Source organism: Xanthomonas arboricola pv. juglandis (assembly GCF_905367715.1).
Lineage (GTDB): Bacteria > Pseudomonadota > Gammaproteobacteria > Xanthomonadales > Xanthomonadaceae > Xanthomonas > Xanthomonas arboricola.
In genome coordinates, this window is record NZ_HG999362.1 from 4,669,421 (window position 1) to 4,684,790 (window position 15,370).

General features: G+C 67.6%; 16 protein-coding genes. 7 read left to right on the plus strand and 9 right to left on the minus strand.

Translation table 11 applies throughout. The features are described from left to right. The first annotated feature begins 161 nt into the window (after positions 1–161). From KHN93_RS20180 to KHN93_RS20200, 5 genes are all read left to right on the plus strand, one after another. Positions 162–1,358, plus strand: a complete 1,197-nt coding sequence (locus KHN93_RS20180; protein WP_024940579.1) for a beta-ketoacyl-[acyl-carrier-protein] synthase family protein — start codon at positions 162–164, stop codon at positions 1,356–1,358. Then, positions 1,358–2,131 carry a beta-ketoacyl synthase chain length factor gene (locus KHN93_RS20185; protein WP_211921205.1) on the plus strand — a complete coding sequence of 258 codons (774 nt, stop codon included), beginning with the start codon at positions 1,358–1,360 and terminating at the stop codon, positions 2,129–2,131. Before KHN93_RS20180 ends, KHN93_RS20185 begins: the two co-directional genes overlap by 1 nt. Further along, positions 2,128–2,949, plus strand: a complete 822-nt coding sequence (locus KHN93_RS20190) for a glycosyltransferase family 2 protein (protein ID WP_211921207.1) — start codon at positions 2,128–2,130, stop codon at positions 2,947–2,949. Before KHN93_RS20185 ends, KHN93_RS20190 begins: the two co-directional genes overlap by 4 nt. Further along, positions 2,946–4,568 carry an NAD(P)/FAD-dependent oxidoreductase gene (locus KHN93_RS20195; protein ID WP_211921209.1) on the plus strand — a complete coding sequence of 541 codons (1,623 nt, stop codon included), beginning with the start codon at positions 2,946–2,948 and terminating at the stop codon, positions 4,566–4,568. The genes KHN93_RS20190 and KHN93_RS20195 overlap by 4 nt, the downstream gene beginning before the upstream one ends. A gap of 197 nt (positions 4,569–4,765) precedes the next feature. Then, entirely contained in the window at positions 4,766–4,996 is a 231-nt protein-coding gene (locus KHN93_RS20200; RefSeq protein WP_244812157.1) for a hypothetical protein, read from the plus strand. Positions 4,997–5,258: 262 nt separating this feature from the next. Here KHN93_RS20200 and fabG read toward each other — a convergent pair whose 3' ends face one another. The 9 genes from fabG to xanC form a co-directional block, all read right to left on the minus strand. Further along, positions 5,259–5,996 carry a 3-oxoacyl-ACP reductase FabG gene (fabG, locus tag KHN93_RS20205; protein WP_211921211.1) on the minus strand — a complete coding sequence of 246 codons (738 nt, stop codon included), beginning with the start codon at positions 5,994–5,996 and terminating at the stop codon, positions 5,259–5,261. A 164-nt stretch (positions 5,997–6,160) separates the two neighbouring features. Further along, positions 6,161–6,610, minus strand: a complete 450-nt coding sequence (locus tag KHN93_RS20210) for a hotdog family protein (protein WP_054592914.1) — start codon at positions 6,608–6,610, stop codon at positions 6,161–6,163. Further along, positions 6,597–8,963, minus strand: a complete 2,367-nt coding sequence (locus KHN93_RS20215) for an MMPL family transporter (protein WP_166769561.1) — start codon at positions 8,961–8,963, stop codon at positions 6,597–6,599. Before KHN93_RS20215 ends, KHN93_RS20210 begins: the two co-directional genes overlap by 14 nt. A gap of 93 nt (positions 8,964–9,056) precedes the next feature. Further along, positions 9,057–9,704, minus strand: a complete 648-nt coding sequence (locus KHN93_RS20220; RefSeq protein ID WP_039512723.1) for a LolA-related protein — start codon at positions 9,702–9,704, stop codon at positions 9,057–9,059. Next, the gene (locus KHN93_RS20225; RefSeq protein WP_039524636.1) at positions 9,628–10,602 is read right to left on the minus strand and encodes a lysophospholipid acyltransferase family protein; all 975 of its coding nucleotides are present in this window, start codon (positions 10,600–10,602) and stop codon (positions 9,628–9,630) included. Before KHN93_RS20225 ends, KHN93_RS20220 begins: the two co-directional genes overlap by 77 nt. Further along, positions 10,599–10,886 (minus strand): ApeI family dehydratase, encoded by a 288-nt coding sequence (locus KHN93_RS20230; RefSeq protein ID WP_024937534.1) that lies wholly within the window; start codon positions 10,884–10,886, stop codon positions 10,599–10,601. The genes KHN93_RS20225 and KHN93_RS20230 overlap by 4 nt, the downstream gene beginning before the upstream one ends. A gap of 11 nt (positions 10,887–10,897) precedes the next feature. After that, the gene (locus KHN93_RS20235; protein WP_039512728.1) at positions 10,898–11,647 is read right to left on the minus strand and encodes a lysophospholipid acyltransferase family protein; all 750 of its coding nucleotides are present in this window, start codon (positions 11,645–11,647) and stop codon (positions 10,898–10,900) included. A 53-nt stretch (positions 11,648–11,700) separates the two neighbouring features. Further along, positions 11,701–12,384: a COG4648 family protein gene (locus tag KHN93_RS20240; RefSeq protein WP_212579687.1), complete on the minus strand. Its 684-nt coding sequence runs from the start codon at positions 12,382–12,384 to the stop codon at positions 11,701–11,703. A gap of 37 nt (positions 12,385–12,421) precedes the next feature. Then, positions 12,422–12,691, minus strand: a complete 270-nt coding sequence (xanC, locus tag KHN93_RS20245) for a xanthomonadin biosynthesis acyl carrier protein XanC (RefSeq protein WP_011260626.1) — start codon at positions 12,689–12,691, stop codon at positions 12,422–12,424. Positions 12,692–12,982: 291 nt separating this feature from the next. Here xanC and KHN93_RS20250 point away from each other — a divergent pair, with 291 nt between their 5' ends. Together KHN93_RS20250 and KHN93_RS20255 are read left to right on the plus strand one after the other, a co-directional pair. Then, a complete protein-coding gene (locus tag KHN93_RS20250; protein ID WP_211921213.1) occupies positions 12,983–14,365 on the plus strand; it encodes an NAD(P)/FAD-dependent oxidoreductase in 1,383 nt (460 codons plus the stop codon). Then, positions 14,362–15,369, plus strand: coding sequence for a chorismate transformation FkbO/Hyg5 family protein (locus KHN93_RS20255; RefSeq protein ID WP_211921216.1), 1,008 nt, complete (start codon positions 14,362–14,364; stop codon positions 15,367–15,369). Before KHN93_RS20250 ends, KHN93_RS20255 begins: the two co-directional genes overlap by 4 nt. The last annotated feature ends 1 nt before the right edge of the window (position 15,370 follow it).

Consider the following 15,370-nt stretch of genomic DNA (forward strand, 5'->3'; position numbering starts at 1 on the left):
CGATGGCGAAAGCGCGGCAACGCGCGAAAACTCCAGCCCCGTCAGCGACATGACCGGCACGTTCAGTTGCGCCATCGACGGGAGGCGCACCCGCCATCGATATACTGAGCCCACTTCTTGCCAGCCAGACCACCGTGAGCCAAGCGCAGCATTCGTCCCAGATGGCCCCGGTCGCCGTCACCGCTTTTACGTCCACTACCGCGCTCGGCGCCGGGCTCGATGCCCAGGCCGCCGCCCTGACTGCTCGCCGCAGCGGCATGCGTCGCAACGATTTCGGCCCGCAGCCGCTGGCGTGCTGGATCGGCCGCGTCGACGGCGTGGAAGACATCGTGTTGCCGGAGGCCCTGCAAGGCTGGGACTGCCGCAACAATCGCCTGGCCTGGCTGGCCCTGCAGCAGGACGGCATGGCCGAGGCGGTGCAGGCCGCCGCGCAGCGCTACGGCGCCGAGCGCGTGGCGGTGATCATCGGCACTTCCACCTCCAGCATCGGCGCCAGCGAAGAGGCCTACACGCGGCTGGTCGAAGACGCCGACGGCGCGCGCTTCCCCGACGACCTGGATCGCCCGATCGTGCACACCCCGCACTCGCTGGGCGACTTCGTGCAGCACGCCACCGGCCTGCGCGGCCCGAGCGTGACCGTGGCCACCGCCTGTTCGTCCAGCGCCAAGGTGTTTGCCCAGGCCGCGCGCCTGATTGATGCCGGGGTGGTGGATGCCGCCCTGGTCGGCGGCGTGGATACCTTGTGCGGCAGCGTGCTGTTCGGCTTCAACTCGCTGCAGGTGGTGGCACCGGAGCTGTGCCAGCCGTTCGATGCGCGCCGGGTCGGCCTGAGCCTGGGCGAGGCCGGCGGCTTTGCCATGCTCGAACGCACCGCCGCTGCGCCGGACGCAACGCTGTGGCTGTACGGCTATGGCGAATCCAGCGATGCGCACCATATGTCCGCCCCGCATCCGCAGGGCCTGGGCGCGCAGCTGGCGATGCGCGGCGCGCTCGAGCGCGCCGGCCTGGAGCCGGCCGCGGTGGGCTATCTGAACCTGCACGGCACCGCCACCCCGGCCAACGACAGCGTCGAAGCCGCCGCGGTGGCGGCGATCTTCCCGGCCACCCTGCACGCCAGCTCGACCAAAGCCTGGACCGGCCACACCCTGGGCGCGGCCGGCATCGTCGAGTCGGTGATCGCGCTGCTGGCGCTGCGCGACGGCGTGCTGCCGGGCACGCTCAACAGCGAAGTGCCCGACCCCGCCTGCGGCCCGCAGATCCGTTTCGACAATGCCCATTCCAAGATCGATTACGCAATGAACAACTCCTTCGGTTTTGGCGGCAACAACTGCTCGCTGCTGTTCGGGCAGGCCCGCTGATGCTGGCTGCCACCATCGAGGGGATCGGCTTCTGGACCCAGGGCCTGCCGAGCTGGGACGCCGCTGCGGCGTTCGTCCGCGGCGGCGCGCTGCAGGACACCGGCGCGCGCCCGGCGCCGCAGCTGCTGGCCGCCAACGAGCGCCGTCGCGCACCGGACACGGTGGCGGTCTCGCTGGAGGCCGCGCTGGCCGCCTGCACCGCCGCCGGCCGCGAGCCGGCCAGCCTGCCGTCGATCTTCACTTCCACGTACGGCGACCTGGCCATCTCCGACTACATGTGCACCACCCTGGCCAGCGACCCCACGGCGATCTCGCCGACCAAGTTCCACAACTCGGTGCACAACGCCGCGGCCGGCTACTGGACCATCGGCGCCGGGGCGATGACCCCGGCCACCGCGATCAGCGCCAGCCTGGGCAGCTTCGCGCAAGGCTTGCTGGAGGCGCTGGTCCAACGTGCCGCAGGCGAGGACGCAGTGCTGCTGGCCGGCTACGACGCCCGCTCGGTCGGGCCGCTGGGTCGGGTCGCCCCCAGCCAGGGGCTGCTCGGTGGCGCGCTGGTGCTGGGTGCGCCAGGCCAGGCCGGCAAGCCGCAGGTGCGGGCGTGGCTGGACGACGGCACGCCGACGCCGGGCGCCGGCCCGCTGGCGCGGCATGTCGCCGCCAATGCGATGGCGCCGATGCTGCCGTTGTTCGACCTGATCGCCACTGGCGGCGAACGCGTGGCGCTGTACGCCGGCCCGGGCCGGGTGTTGCGCGTGGAGCTCCAGCAGTGAGCCGGCAGCCACTGACCCGCGAGGACACCGCGATCCTGGTGCCGGCGCTGAACGAGTCGCTGCGCATCCGCGAAGTGGTCAACGATGCGCTGACCTATTGCTCCAACGTGATCGTGATCGACGACGGCTCCGATGACGGCACTGCCGACTGCATCGCCGGCCTGCCGATCACCTTGATCCGGCATCCGCAGCGCAGGGGCAAAGGCGCCGCGTTGCGCAGCGGGTTTGCGCAGGCGCAGCGGATGGGCATGCGCGCGGTGATGACCATGGACGGCGACGGCCAGCACAAGGCCGCCGATTTCCCGCGCCTGTTGGCGGCGGCCAACCGCCACCCCGGCTGCGTCATCGTCGGCGCACGCATGCGCAAGCGCGCCACCCAGCCCACCATCCGCCGCATCGGCAACGATTTCGGCGACTGGGGCATCGCCTGGGCCTGCGGCTTCCAGTTGATCGACAGCCAGAGCGGCCAGCGCCTGTATCCGGCCTCGGTGTTCACCCTGCCCGACGTGCCCGGCGAAGGCTTCGTGTTCGAGGCGCAACTGCTGATTTCCGCAGCACGCCAGGCCGGCGCGCGCGTGGTCGCGGTGCCGATCGAAACCCGCTACGCCGGCACCTCGCCGGGCACGTTCCGCAAGAGCCATTTCCGCCTGGTACGCGATCTGTGGGAAATCACCTCGCATGTCGTGGTCCAGGCCTGGAGCTACGGGCATATCTGGCGCGAGTACCGCCGCGTGCGCGCCAACCCGGTGCTGATCGACGACGCTGACGGCGAATTTGCTACTGTGCCCGCGGTTACCAAGAGCAAGCCAACCCCATGAATGCACAGCGTGCCGATGTCGTTATCACCGGCGGTGGCCTGGCCGGGCTGAGTCTGGCCCTGCAGCTGCGCCAATGCGATCCCGAACTGGCGATCACCGTGCTGGAGCGCCGTGCGCACCCGGTGCGCGAGGCGGCGTTCAAGGTGGGCGAGTCCACGGTGGAGATCGGCGCGCATTACTTCGCCGAGGTCTTGGGCCTGCGCGAGCATCTGGAGACCGAGCAGATCCGCAAGTTCGGGTTCCGCTTCTTCTTCTCCGACAAGCGCGAGGACATCGACCGCTGCACCGAGCTGGGCGTGAGCCAGATCCTGCCGACGCCGTCGTGGCAGATCGACCGTGGCCGCTTCGAAAATTTCCTCGGCGAGCGCGCCCGCGCGCAGGGCATCACGTTTGTCGACAACTGCAGCGTCAAGGGCGTGGACCTGTCCGATGACGAGGCCGACCACGCCGTGCGCTACGAGCGCGCCGGCGAGGCCGGCACGCTGAGCGCCCGCTGGGTGGTGGATGCCAGCGGCCGCGCCGGCCTGCTCAAGCGCAAGCTCGGCCTGACGCAGGACAATGCACACGACGCCAATGCGGTGTGGTGGCGTGTGGAAGGCTTGATCGACCCCAATGGCTGGTCGCAGGACAGCAGCTGGCTGCAGCGTTGCACGCCACCGGACCGCTGGCGCTCGACCAACCACATGTGCGGGCCGGGCTACTGGTTCTGGCTGATTCCGCTGTCGTCCGGTGCGCATTCGCTGGGCATCGTCTGCGATGCGTCGATGCACCCGCTGGACACGATGAACACCCACGACAAGGCGATGACCTGGCTGCGCACGCATCAGCCGCAGGTCGCCGCCACGCTCGACAAGGCCGACTACCGGCTGCAGGACTTCCTGTTCCTGCGTAACTTCTCCTATGGCTGCAAGCAGGTGTTCTCGCCACAGCGCTGGGCGCTGACCGGCGAAGCGGGCCTGTTCCTGGACCCGTTCTATTCGCCCGGCAGCGACTTCATTGCGATTTCCAATACCTACATCTGCGAACTGATTGGCCGCGACCGCGCCGGCAGATCGCTCAGCCCGTATGTGGAGCTGTATCAGCAGCTGTATTTCTCGTTCTACGAAAACACCCTGACCCTGTATCAGGAACAGTACGCGCTGTTCGGCGACGCGCAGGTGATGCCGGTCAAGGTGATCTGGGATTACACCTACTACTGGTCGCTGCTGGCGCCACTGTTCTGCTCCGGACGCATCGCCGACCTCAGCCTGCTCTCACGCATGAAGTCCGATTTCTTCTATGCGCGCGACATGAATCTGGCGATGCAGCGTGTGCTGCACGACTGGGGCCAGCACAACACTGCACAGGGCCTGGCCACCGACGATGGGCGCCTGCTCGATCAATACCTGATCGGCTGGTTCAACGAACTCAATGGCGCCTTGAACGACACCCTCGACGACGACGCCTTTGCCGCACGCATCCACAGCAACGTGGCGCAGATGGCGGTGCTGGCACGCGAGATCCTGCAGCAGGCACGCCAGCGCCATGCCGCACTGCCGGACCACGGGCTGGACGCCTTGACCGCCAACGCCATCGGCGAGCCGATCCTCACCGCCGCCTGGTACGCCGACGCGGCGTGAGTTTGATCGAACGCGCCGGTAACGGCGCGTTCGTTTCTGCATTCAGTCGTGGCATTTATACTTCGGGCATCCGCATTCACAGGAGGTGACCCGTGTATCGAAGACTGCTCTATTCGCTTGTCGTGGCAATCACTGGCGTTATCAGTGCCCAGGCTGTCGCGCAGAACGTTGTGCAGTACACACCCGAGCCGCTGCTCATGAATGGCAGCGACCTGGTGCCAGTGTGTCGGCGCGCCGCTGAAACCCATTACCTTGCACAAGGCGCCAGCATCTACAACTGGACGGCGTTGTATCACGATCGCGGCGATGGCCTGTATGTCGACGGCCGCCTGCGTGCCAATGGCAATACCGTGTCGGTGCATTGCAGCGCCGCGCGGGGTGCGCACGAGCGCGATCTGGTCATGAGGATCGACGAGACCGGTGGCTAATTCGGTATGCACTGCTGTCGATGTGCAGCGCAGTGTTCGGATGAAACTGAGCTGATCCCAGACCGCACCTCATCGAAGAGCCGCGCAGCGTGCATTGCTTGCACCATGCACACCGACCCTCTCGACTGGTCCTTGCCGCCCACCGTCGCGGGACCTTACGCGGCATGGATGCCGCGTAAGAGCTTACAAGGACGTACTTGCAGCGTGTCCTGCGATGGTGGGCCGGCAAGGACCCCGCAGCAAACCAGCAGATCAGCCGCTCTCAGCCCATCCCACCATTGATGCCGATGACCTGGCCGTTGATGTAACCGGCAGCTTCCGAACACAGAAACGCCACCAATGCGGCCACTTCGTCGGGCTTGCCGACCCGGCCCGCCGGCACCAGTTGCTTGATCACTTCCGGCGCGAAGCTTTCGCCGACCATCTCGCTTTCGATCACGCCCGGCGCGACCACGTTGACCGCAATGCCGCGGCTGGCCATCTCGCGCGACAGCGATTTGCTGGCGCCGTGCAAGGCGGCCTTGGCCGCGGCGTAGTTGGTCTGCCCGCGGTTGCCCAGCACTGCTGCCACCGACGACACGCTGACGATGCGGCCCCAGCGCGTACGCGCCATCGGCAGCAGCAGCGGCTGGGTGACATTGAAGAACCCGTGCAGCGACACGTCGATGACCCGATGCCACTGTTCGGCGTTCATGCCCGCCATCGGTGCATCGTCGTGGATGCCGGCGTTGTTGACCACGATCTGGATCGGGCCGACCTCCAGCAGGCTTGCCAGCGCCGCCGCACTGGCCTGCGCATCGGCGACATCGAACGCCACCGCCTCGGCGCTGCCGCCGTCGGCCACGATCGCTGCAACCACGTCATCGGCGCGGGCGATATTGCGATTGGCATGCACGATCACATGGCGCCCCTGCGCCGCCAGCTGACGGCAGATCGCACCACCAAGATCGCCGCTGCCGCCGGTGACAAGTGCGCGGCGCTGTGGAATGGAAGTGCTCATGGAAGCCTCGATGAAAGCCGCAGACACGACGGCGGAAAGAGCCTCATCCTAACGACTCGCAGCAGGCGCAGGAATAGATCCAGCATTGATCGCCCACTTCATGTAGGAGCGCGCTTGCGCGCGATGCGGCATCAGCGCTAAAGCCATCGCGCGCAAGCGCGCTCCTACAGGGCCGGGGTGGCCTGCGCGGCGCCCAGCATGACCGTGGCGCGCCCTTCGGCAAGCAATTGCGCGCCGTGGCTCAGGCGAAAACTGTATTGCTGGCTATCCTCGCCCTGCAGCAACACCTGCGCTTCGCAGACGATCGCATCGGGCAGGTCGTCCAGATACGCGACGTGCAGGTCCACCGCACGCAGCGCCACCAGCATGCCTGGGCGCACCGGCTTGCCCGATTCCCGGCCGAGCAAGCCGCCATGCACGGCCATGGCTTGCGCGCCGTATTCGCATAGATGCAGCGCGCGCAGGCGGCCATTGCAACGCAGCGGATGCGTGTCGCTGCGATGGGCATCACTGCGCAACACGATGCGCTGCGCATCCCATTCCAGCACTGCTTCCCACAGGCACATGCTGCCCTGGTGCGGAATCAGCGCGGCAATTGCCTCACGTCCCTGCATGTGCATCTCCGTGTCTTGCGCGCTCCAGCGCCGGCTCGCGCGATACCAGCAAGGCGAGGATGAAATTGAACAATACCCCCAGCGCCACCGTGCTGCCGATCGCACGCAACACCGGGATGCTGGAGGCAGCCAGTAGCGCGAACACCAGCAGCGTCATCAGGCTGCACACGATCAGCGCATGCAGCGTGCGCAGTTGGTCGGCGTGATCGTCGCCGGCATGGTCGAAGAACAACGCGTAATCCAGGCCCAGGCCTGCCGCCAGGATCAGCGCGATCAGATGGAACAGGTTGAGCTCCACCCCCATGCCGCGCAGGATCGCCAGGATCAGCACCGTGGTCAGCGCCATCGGCAGCAATACGCGCACGATCCGGCGCGGGCTGCGCAACGCGATCGCCACCGTCACCGCCAGCAGCAGCGCGGCCAGCACCAGCGCGCCGAGCACACGTCCGCGATACGCGGCCACAAGGGACTCGGACGCGTCCTTCAGATCCAGCAACTGCGCGCCGCTGCCTTGCACGGCGGCAGCCAGTACCGACGGATCGCGCAGGCCGGTCAACGACACCAACGCAGTGCTGCGATCGCCGCGACCCAGCAGCAGCCCGCCGACCGACGTTGCCAGCGGCGAGCCGGCCAGGTCCTTCGGCAACAGCGGCGCGGCGCGCTTGGCAGCGTCCAGGTCCTGCAGGAACGGCGCGAACGCGTCGCTACGAAACGGTGTGGCGGCCACCGCACTGTCGGTCAATGCGCGCGCTTGCGCAGCATCCGGCAACGCGGCCTGACGCGCATGCTGGGTCTTGATGCTGGGCAGATAGCGTGCAGCCATGTCGTAACCGGTCAATGCGCCGGCGCGCACCAGGGCATCCAGGCGCGGGCGCAACTGCTCGCTGGCCTGCAGCGCAGCCTCGTCGTTGGCGGCAGTCAGCGCGAGCACGTAACGCACGTCGGGGGCACCCAGTTCCTGGCGCAGATGCGTGTCCTGCGCCAGGGCCTTGGGCGGCACGGGGGTCAATTTCGACAGATCGTTCTGCCAGAACTGCCCCGGCGCGAACGCGATCACCGCGATGCCGATCAGCGCAATCACTGCCAGGCTGATGCGCGGCCGTGGCAGGCGCGCGATACCGCGCCACAGCGCGGCGAGCATGCGCGAATCGGCGTAGTCGCGCGGCGCCGGGTCGATCAACGACGGCAACAGCCACCGCGTGGTGATCGCGGCGGTCGCCAGCCCGGCGATGGTGAACACCGCCAGCTGCCGCAAGCCGTCCACACCGGAAAACAGGAAGGTCACATAGGCAATGCAGGTGGACACCACGCCGGTGGCCAGCGTCGGCCATAGATGACGCGCGTTGTCGCGCGGATCCAGACCCGGACGTTGATGACTGAACAGGTGGATCGGGTAATCCTGCACCACGCCGATCAGGGTGAAGCCGAAGGCCACGGTGATGCCGTGCACGCCATCGAACAGCAGCGCCACCGCAGCCAGACCGGCTAGGCCGGCACTGGCCAACGGCAGCACGCCGAGCACCGGAATCTTCCAGCTGCGATAGGCGACCAGCAGCAACAACACCAGTCCCACCGTATCCAGCGTCCCGATCCATTGCGCCTCGCCCTGCGTGCGCGCGGTGATTTCCACGGCAAATGCACCGGGGCCGGTCAAGGTAAGCCGGGTCGTGCTGCCCTTGCTGACCTTGGCGAAGGCCGCCTGCACTGCGTCGTAGGCCAGTTGCTGGCCGGTGGGATCGAAGCCAGCTGCGCGCGTCTGCACGACCAGCAAGGCCGAGGTGCCGGCACGGTCGAACCACACCTCGTTGCGCGTCTGCGGCGCCGCGGCCGGCTGCAGGGTTTCGGCCAGATGCAGCACTTCCAGCGTGGGGTCGCGCGGCAGCAACGGCTCCACCAGCGCCGCCGCCGGCGACCCCAGATCCTGCACGCGCGACTGCAATGCCGCTTGCAGGGTGTGCGCATCCAGCGGCGTAGTGTCGAAGCTGTCGCTGAGCAGATAGCGATACGGCAGCAGGCGCTCGGGGATCGCATCCAGCCCCGCAGTACCGCCATTGCCGACCAGCTCGAACAGCTGCGGCTGCGCAGCCAGGGCCTGCTGCAGGGCCTGCGACTGCGTGGCCAGCGTGGCCGGGTCGCTGTTGGACAGCGCCATCAGCAACAGGCGCGAGCCGGGGCCTTCGCCCAGTTCTTCGATCAGCAGTTTCTGCGCCGGCGTGCGTGGGGCGGGCATGAATTTGCGCAGATCGCCGGTGACCTTGAGCGTCTCGCTCAACCAGAACCCGGCCACCGCCAGCAACGCCAGCCACAGCAGCGCCAGGCCGATGCGGCGGTTTGCGTTCAACTTAAACGCCATGCGCAAGCCTCGCTGTGCCAGCGGAACGTCCACCGGCCGCGCGCGCGGCATGGGATTGTGCGGGCGGCTTGCTTGCGCCGTGGGCGCGCTGCGTCACGCGCCCGACCCGTGGCACAGCGTGGTCAGCGCCGCCGCATCGGTCACGCTTGCGGCCTCGCGCGCCGCACCGGCCAGCAGCGTGCGTTGCACGTCGCCCTTGGCCGGCTGGCTCTCGATGCAGCGCAACTCGTCATTGCGCCCGTACAGCCGCAACTCGCGCACCTGCTTGGCCACGGCAGCGTCCTTGGGCTGGAGCGTCAGTTGCCAGGCCTGCGGCTGGCCCTGCCCGCTGATGCGGTAGTGCTGCTCCAGCAGCGCGCGGTCGCCGGCCAGCAACGCGCCGAAGCCGGACTTCAAGCCGGCCAGTTCGGGCACCCGGCTCAGCGAAAAACGCCGCGGCGATTTGCCTTCGCGTTCCAGCACGCCTTCGTCGCCCTGCAACGTGGTGGTCTCGCGATACGGCGCGCTGACCTCGCGCACCAGGGTCTGCGCATCCGGGCGACGGTAATGGCCCTGCACGCGCAACGGCGTCTTCAGCAGCGCCGAGCCACGCAGTTCGACGAACTCGGTACTGACCGGTGCGGGGCGTGCCAGGCGCTGCAGCACCTGGCCGACGTCCAGCGTCTCAGGCGGTGCGGCGCATAGCGGTGCGGCGCTGAACAGCAGTATCAGCATCCACGGCAGGGTGCGGCACATCGGCATGGTGGGTGTTCCAGAAATCGTAGAAGTTGAACCAGTTGTACGGCGCGTAGCGTGTGTAATGTTCCAGCCTGGCCGCGTAATCGCGCATGAGCACCGCCAGCACCGGCGCACGCTGGCGACGCGGCACGTCCAGGCCCTCGCTGAAGGTCTCGAACGCCAGCTCGTAATGATTGCCGCCGCGGTACAGGCCGAACGCCAGCACCACCGGCACCTTCAGCGCTGCGGCGATCAGCCACGGCGAGGTCGGGAACATCGCGTTGCGGCCAAGGAACGTCGCCGGCAACGCCGGGTCGCCCTCGCGCGGGCGATCGATCAGCAGCGCCACCAGCGCACCGGCGTCGGTGGCGTCCTTGATCGCCATGACGATCGAGGTCGCGTCCATGCCGGCATCGATGATGTTGGCCGCCAGCTGCGGATTCAGCGCGCCCAGCAGTTCGGTCATGGCGCGGTTGTGCGCCTTGTCCAGCACCACCTTGACCTGCACGTCCGGCCGCTCGGTGGCCAGCACGCGCAGCGCATCGAAGCTGCCCAGGTGCGAGCCGAAGATCAGCACGCCGCGGCCGCGATCCATCTGCGCATGCAGCTGGTCCAGCCCGGTGATGTCGACCCGGAAGCGCTGCATCTGCCCGCACAGCATGTACACGCGGTCCAGAATCGTCGAGGCGAAGGTGTGGATATGCCGCGCCACATCGCGCAGCGTGGCCGGGCGCTCCAGCACGCGCGTCAGATAGGCACGCGAGGCGCTGCGCTCGGGCGCACGCACCAGCAGGAAGTACAGCGTGATCGGGTACAGCAACGCGCGCCCCACCGCGCGCCCGGCGTGCTGGGCGATGCCGCGGATCAGCCACAGCGCGAAACGTCCGCCGCCTTCCGGGCGTTGCTTCCACTGACTGCTCATTGCGCCGCCTCCGCCACCAGTTCGCCGCTGACCAGCAGCTCGTCGGCGCGCTGCACGCGAAAGCGCCAGCGCGGGCCGGCGCCGTCCAGCATGACCGATGCCGTCTGCCCGGGCAGCAACGGCTGCACGAACTTCACCTGCGGCAGGCGTGCCGCGGCGCGTGGGCCATGCGCGGCCTCCACCGCCTGCAGCACATGGTCGAGCACGACCACACCAGGCACCACGGGACGCCCCGGAAAATGCCCGGGCAGGCAGGGATGATCATGCGGCACGACAAAATCCATAAGCGGGTAACTCAAATCCTGGGTTGGAGCATCGCAGCCACGGCGTTATGTGCCTGCTCGGTCAATTGCTGGCGGTCCGGCGCATCCGGCCCGGTCACCGGGATCGGATCGCCGATCCGCACCCGGATGATGCCCGGGCGCACCCTGAACATACCCTCCACCGGCAGCACCTTGCCGCAGCCATCCACCGCCACTGGCACCACCTGCACACCAGCATCGATAGCGGCCTGCAACAGCCCGGCCTTGAATGGCAATAATGCGCCGCTGCGGCTGCGGGTACCTTCGGGAAACAGACACAACTGCTTGCCCTCGCGCAGAAGCGCGGCAGCCTGGCGGCGCACCATCGCGCCGGCACGGCGGCTGTCGCGGTCCAGGAACAACATGCCGGTGGCCCGCGCATACCAGTTCACGAACGGCACCTTGAGCATTTCGTCCTTGAGCAGGAAGCGCAGCGGCACCGGCAAGGCGTAGAACAACGCGCAGATATCGATGATCGACTGGTGGTTACTGACGAACAGGTAGTTCCTGGACCAGTCCACGCGCTCGCGGCCTTCCACGATCACCGTGGCGCCGGCGCCGCGAAACAGCACCGGCGACCACATCCACGCGCCCATGCGCAGCAGGCGGTCGGCATCGCGCGTGATCGCCAGCAACGCCAGCGCATAGACAATTCCGCCAGCGGTAAACGTCAGCGTGAAAGCCAGTTGCAGCAGATTGAACACGGCCCACGCCAGGCGCGACGGCATCCTTGCCAGCGGCATTTTTGTCTTGTCCCCGAAAATATGCACGTACGTCGCTGCCCCTGGCCACGCACTCAGCGCAGCAGATCGCGCCAGAATTCCGGCCCGAGCCGCGCCATCTGGCGCAAGAAGTCTGGCAGATTACGATAGGGGCGCTGTGGAAACCAGCGGCCGCGCAATAGATATTCGCCTACAAAGAACCCGCCAACCAACCCGTACGCCAGCAGATTGGCGAACAACGATGCGCGCGCGTCGCTGATCGGCAGCGGCGAGGCATAGCCCAGTTGCGCCAGCACGCCACTGGGTTCGGCGCACAGGCCCAGCACCAGGTTGACCAGGGTCAGCGCGCACAGCAGCAGCGCCCAGGCCAGGGTGAGGCGGCGCGTGTAGCGGTACTGCTCCGGAGTGATCGGCATACCGGCCTGGCGATACAGCCCCTCGACGATGCGCGTGATCAACGGCGTGCGGCCACGGCGCAGGCTGCGGCCGAAGAACCAGGCGATCCAGCCGGTGAACACCACCGGCGGCGCGGCCAGCACCAGCATCGCGTACGGCGAGTGCCACAACGCACTCAGGCCCAGCAAGGTCAGCACGGCCAGCGCCCAAGCCCAGGCGCGGCGCGCGACCATCGGTTCGATCAGCACCATCAGCACCAGCAAGCCACCGGCGATGACGGCCAGCTCCGGGCGATGGCTGGCGTTGGCCCAATGCGCCAGCGGCGAATACGCCACCGCCAGCAGCACGCCCAGCCCCAGCACCCACGGGGGCGCATCGCCAGGCGCGGCGGTCGCAACCTCAGACGGTCTTGTTGGCTTCGACATGCGCCGACAATGCGCGCAGCGACGCGAAGATACGACGGTTCTCGTCATTGTCCGAGCGCAGCTGGAAGCCATAGCGCTTGCTGATCGCCAGCGCCAGTTCCAGCGCGTCGATCGAATCCAGTCCCAGCCCGGTGTTGAACAACGGCGCCTCTGGGTCGATGTCGGCGGGCTGGACGTCTTCCAGGTTCAGGCTTTCGACCAGGAGTTCGGCCAGTTCACGTTCGGCAGCGGTTTGCGAGGACATCCAGAGAGCTTCCAGGTGAGGGGCGGGCGACAGATTCACAGCGAAATTGCAGAACAACCACCACAGCGGCGCGGACAACCGTCAGGTCGGCATCGGCGATGCTGCGGAACACAGACAGTGTACGTTGCCGTGCCGGCCGATTCCGAGCGCTCGCCACGCCGGCCTTGCGGCCGCATTGTCGAGGGTGTCGATGGTTATGCAACAGCGATTCGGCGGCCGGCATACCTGTCCGGGCCGCCGGTCAGGCTATCATGACTGCATGACGCTCGCCCGCTGCAGGTTCGTTCCAGGATGACTTCCACCGCTGTTGGCCCTACCCCGACCGCCAAGCCGGCAGCCGGGCCGGCTCCCGGACCCGAGTGCCCGGATGTCCTGATCATCGGCGGCGGGCCGGCAGGCTGCGCGGCCGCCATCGTCCTGGCCCAGCAGGGCTGGCAGGTGACCTTGCTGGAGAAGGCGCAGCATCCGCGCTTCCATATCGGCGAGTCGCTGCTGCCGATGAACATGCCGATTCTCGAACGCCTGGGCGTGTTGGAAGAGGTGCGCAGCATCGGCGTGCTCAAGCGCGGTGCGGACTTTCCCAACGACAGCGGCGGCTACAACACCTTCCGCTTCTCGCATGCGCTGGATGCCAAGGCCGATTTCGCCTTCCAGGTGCCGCGTGCGCAGTTCGACCAGGTGCTGTTCGAGCGCGCGCGGGCGGTGGGCGTGGATGCGCGCGATCAGGTCAAGGTCGAAGCGGTGGAGTTCGACGGGCAGCAGCCGGTACTGCAGGCGCAAGGCGTGGCGGGTGTGCAGCAGTTCCGCCCGCGCTATCTGCTCGATGCCAGCGGCCGCGACACCTTCCTGGGCAACCGCTTCAAGCTCAAGCGCGCCAATGCCAGGCATCAATCGGCCGCATTGTTCAGCCACTTCCGCGGCGTGACGCGCCGACCGGGCGAAGATGCCGGCAACATCAGCATCTACCGCCACGCGCATGGCTGGATGTGGCTGATCCCGTTGCCGGACGACATCATGAGCGTGGGCGCGGTCTGCTATCCGGAATACATGAAGACCCGCAAAGGCGACAGCGAAGGCTTCTTCATGCGCACGCTTGCGCTCAATGCCGAGCTCAACGCGCGCATGCTCGGCGCCGAACGCGTGGCCCCGGTGCATGCCACCGGCAATTACGCCTACGAATGCACGCGCATGTCCGGCCCACGCTGGTTGATGCTGGGCGATGCCTACACCTTCGTCGACCCGATGTTTTCGTCGGGCGTGTTCCTGGCCATGCACAGCGCCGAGCGCGGCGCGGCGATGGTGGACCAGGCCCTGCGCATGCCGCAGCACGAGGCGAAACTGCAGCGCGCCTTGCAGCGCGAACTCAAGCGCGGCGTGGACGAGTTCAAGTGGTTCATCTACCGCTTCACCTCGCCGACCATGCGCGCCCTGTTCGCGCAACCGCAGAACACCTGGCAGATCGAGGAAGCGGTGGTGGCGATGCTGGCCGGCGATGTGTTCGACAGCCCCAGGGTGCGCCTGCGTCTGCGCGCGTTCCGCGCCATCTATGCCCTGACCACCTTGTCGATGATGCCGCGCGCCTGGCAGTCCTGGCGCCAACGCCGACGTCAGGCCACGCTCGGCTTCGACGGCGACACCTTGCAACGCGACACGCAACAACGAGATATGCGATGACCGCTTCCCAGGCCCAGACCACGCACACCGTGCGCCATCCCCGCCTGCAGGTCGACTATGTCGATCAGACCGACCCGTCTGCACTGCTGGCCGATCCGCAGGTGCTGGCCGTGTTCGGCTTCGGCACGGCGGCGCCGCGCCTGGACGACCCACGCTACCTGCGCGTGCCGCTGCAGCCGTATCAGGCCGACGTGCTGGAGGTGTGGCGCAGCGATGCGGCGGTGCACAGCGGCCGCGATGGCAACATCGCCTGGGCCAGCGACGGCCGCCTGCAGTTCGGCGTGATCGAAATCGACGAGCAGGATGTCGATATCGAAGCCGCCGCCGCCAAGGCCTATGCGGAAATCACCGCCTTCGTCACCCGCAGCCAGACCCCGCGCCTGCTGCGTATCTGGAACTATCTGGACGCCATCACCCTGGGCAGTGGCGACCGCGAACGCTACCGGCAGTTCTGCGTGGGCCGTGCGCGCGGCCTGGGCGCCTTCGACAATGCGCAATTGCCGGCCGCCACCGCGGTGGGACGCTGCGATGCCGAGCGCATCATCCAGATCTACTGGCTGGCCGCCAGCGACGCCGGCACCCCGCTGGAAAATCCGCGCCAGGTCAGCGCCTACAACTACCCGCGCCAATACGGTCCGCAGCCGCCGAGTTTCGCGCGCGCCATGCTGCCGCCGGCCGGCAGAGACATACCGCTGCTGCTATCGGGCACCGCCGCCGTGGTCGGGCATGCCTCGATGCACACCGGCCAGTTGCTGGCGCAGCTGGAAGAGACCTTCGCCAACTTCGACGCCCTGCTCGGCGCCGCCCGCCAGCATGCCCCCGCCCTGCCCGCCCAGTTCGGCGCCGGCACCCGCCTGAAGGTCTACGTGCGCGAGCAAGATGATCTGCCCAAGGTGGCGCAGGCGCTGGACGCCCGCTTCGGCGATGCGGTGCCGCGTCTGCTGCTGCACGCAGTGATCTGCCGCGACGAGCTGGCGGTGGAGATCGATGGGGTGCATGGGTGAG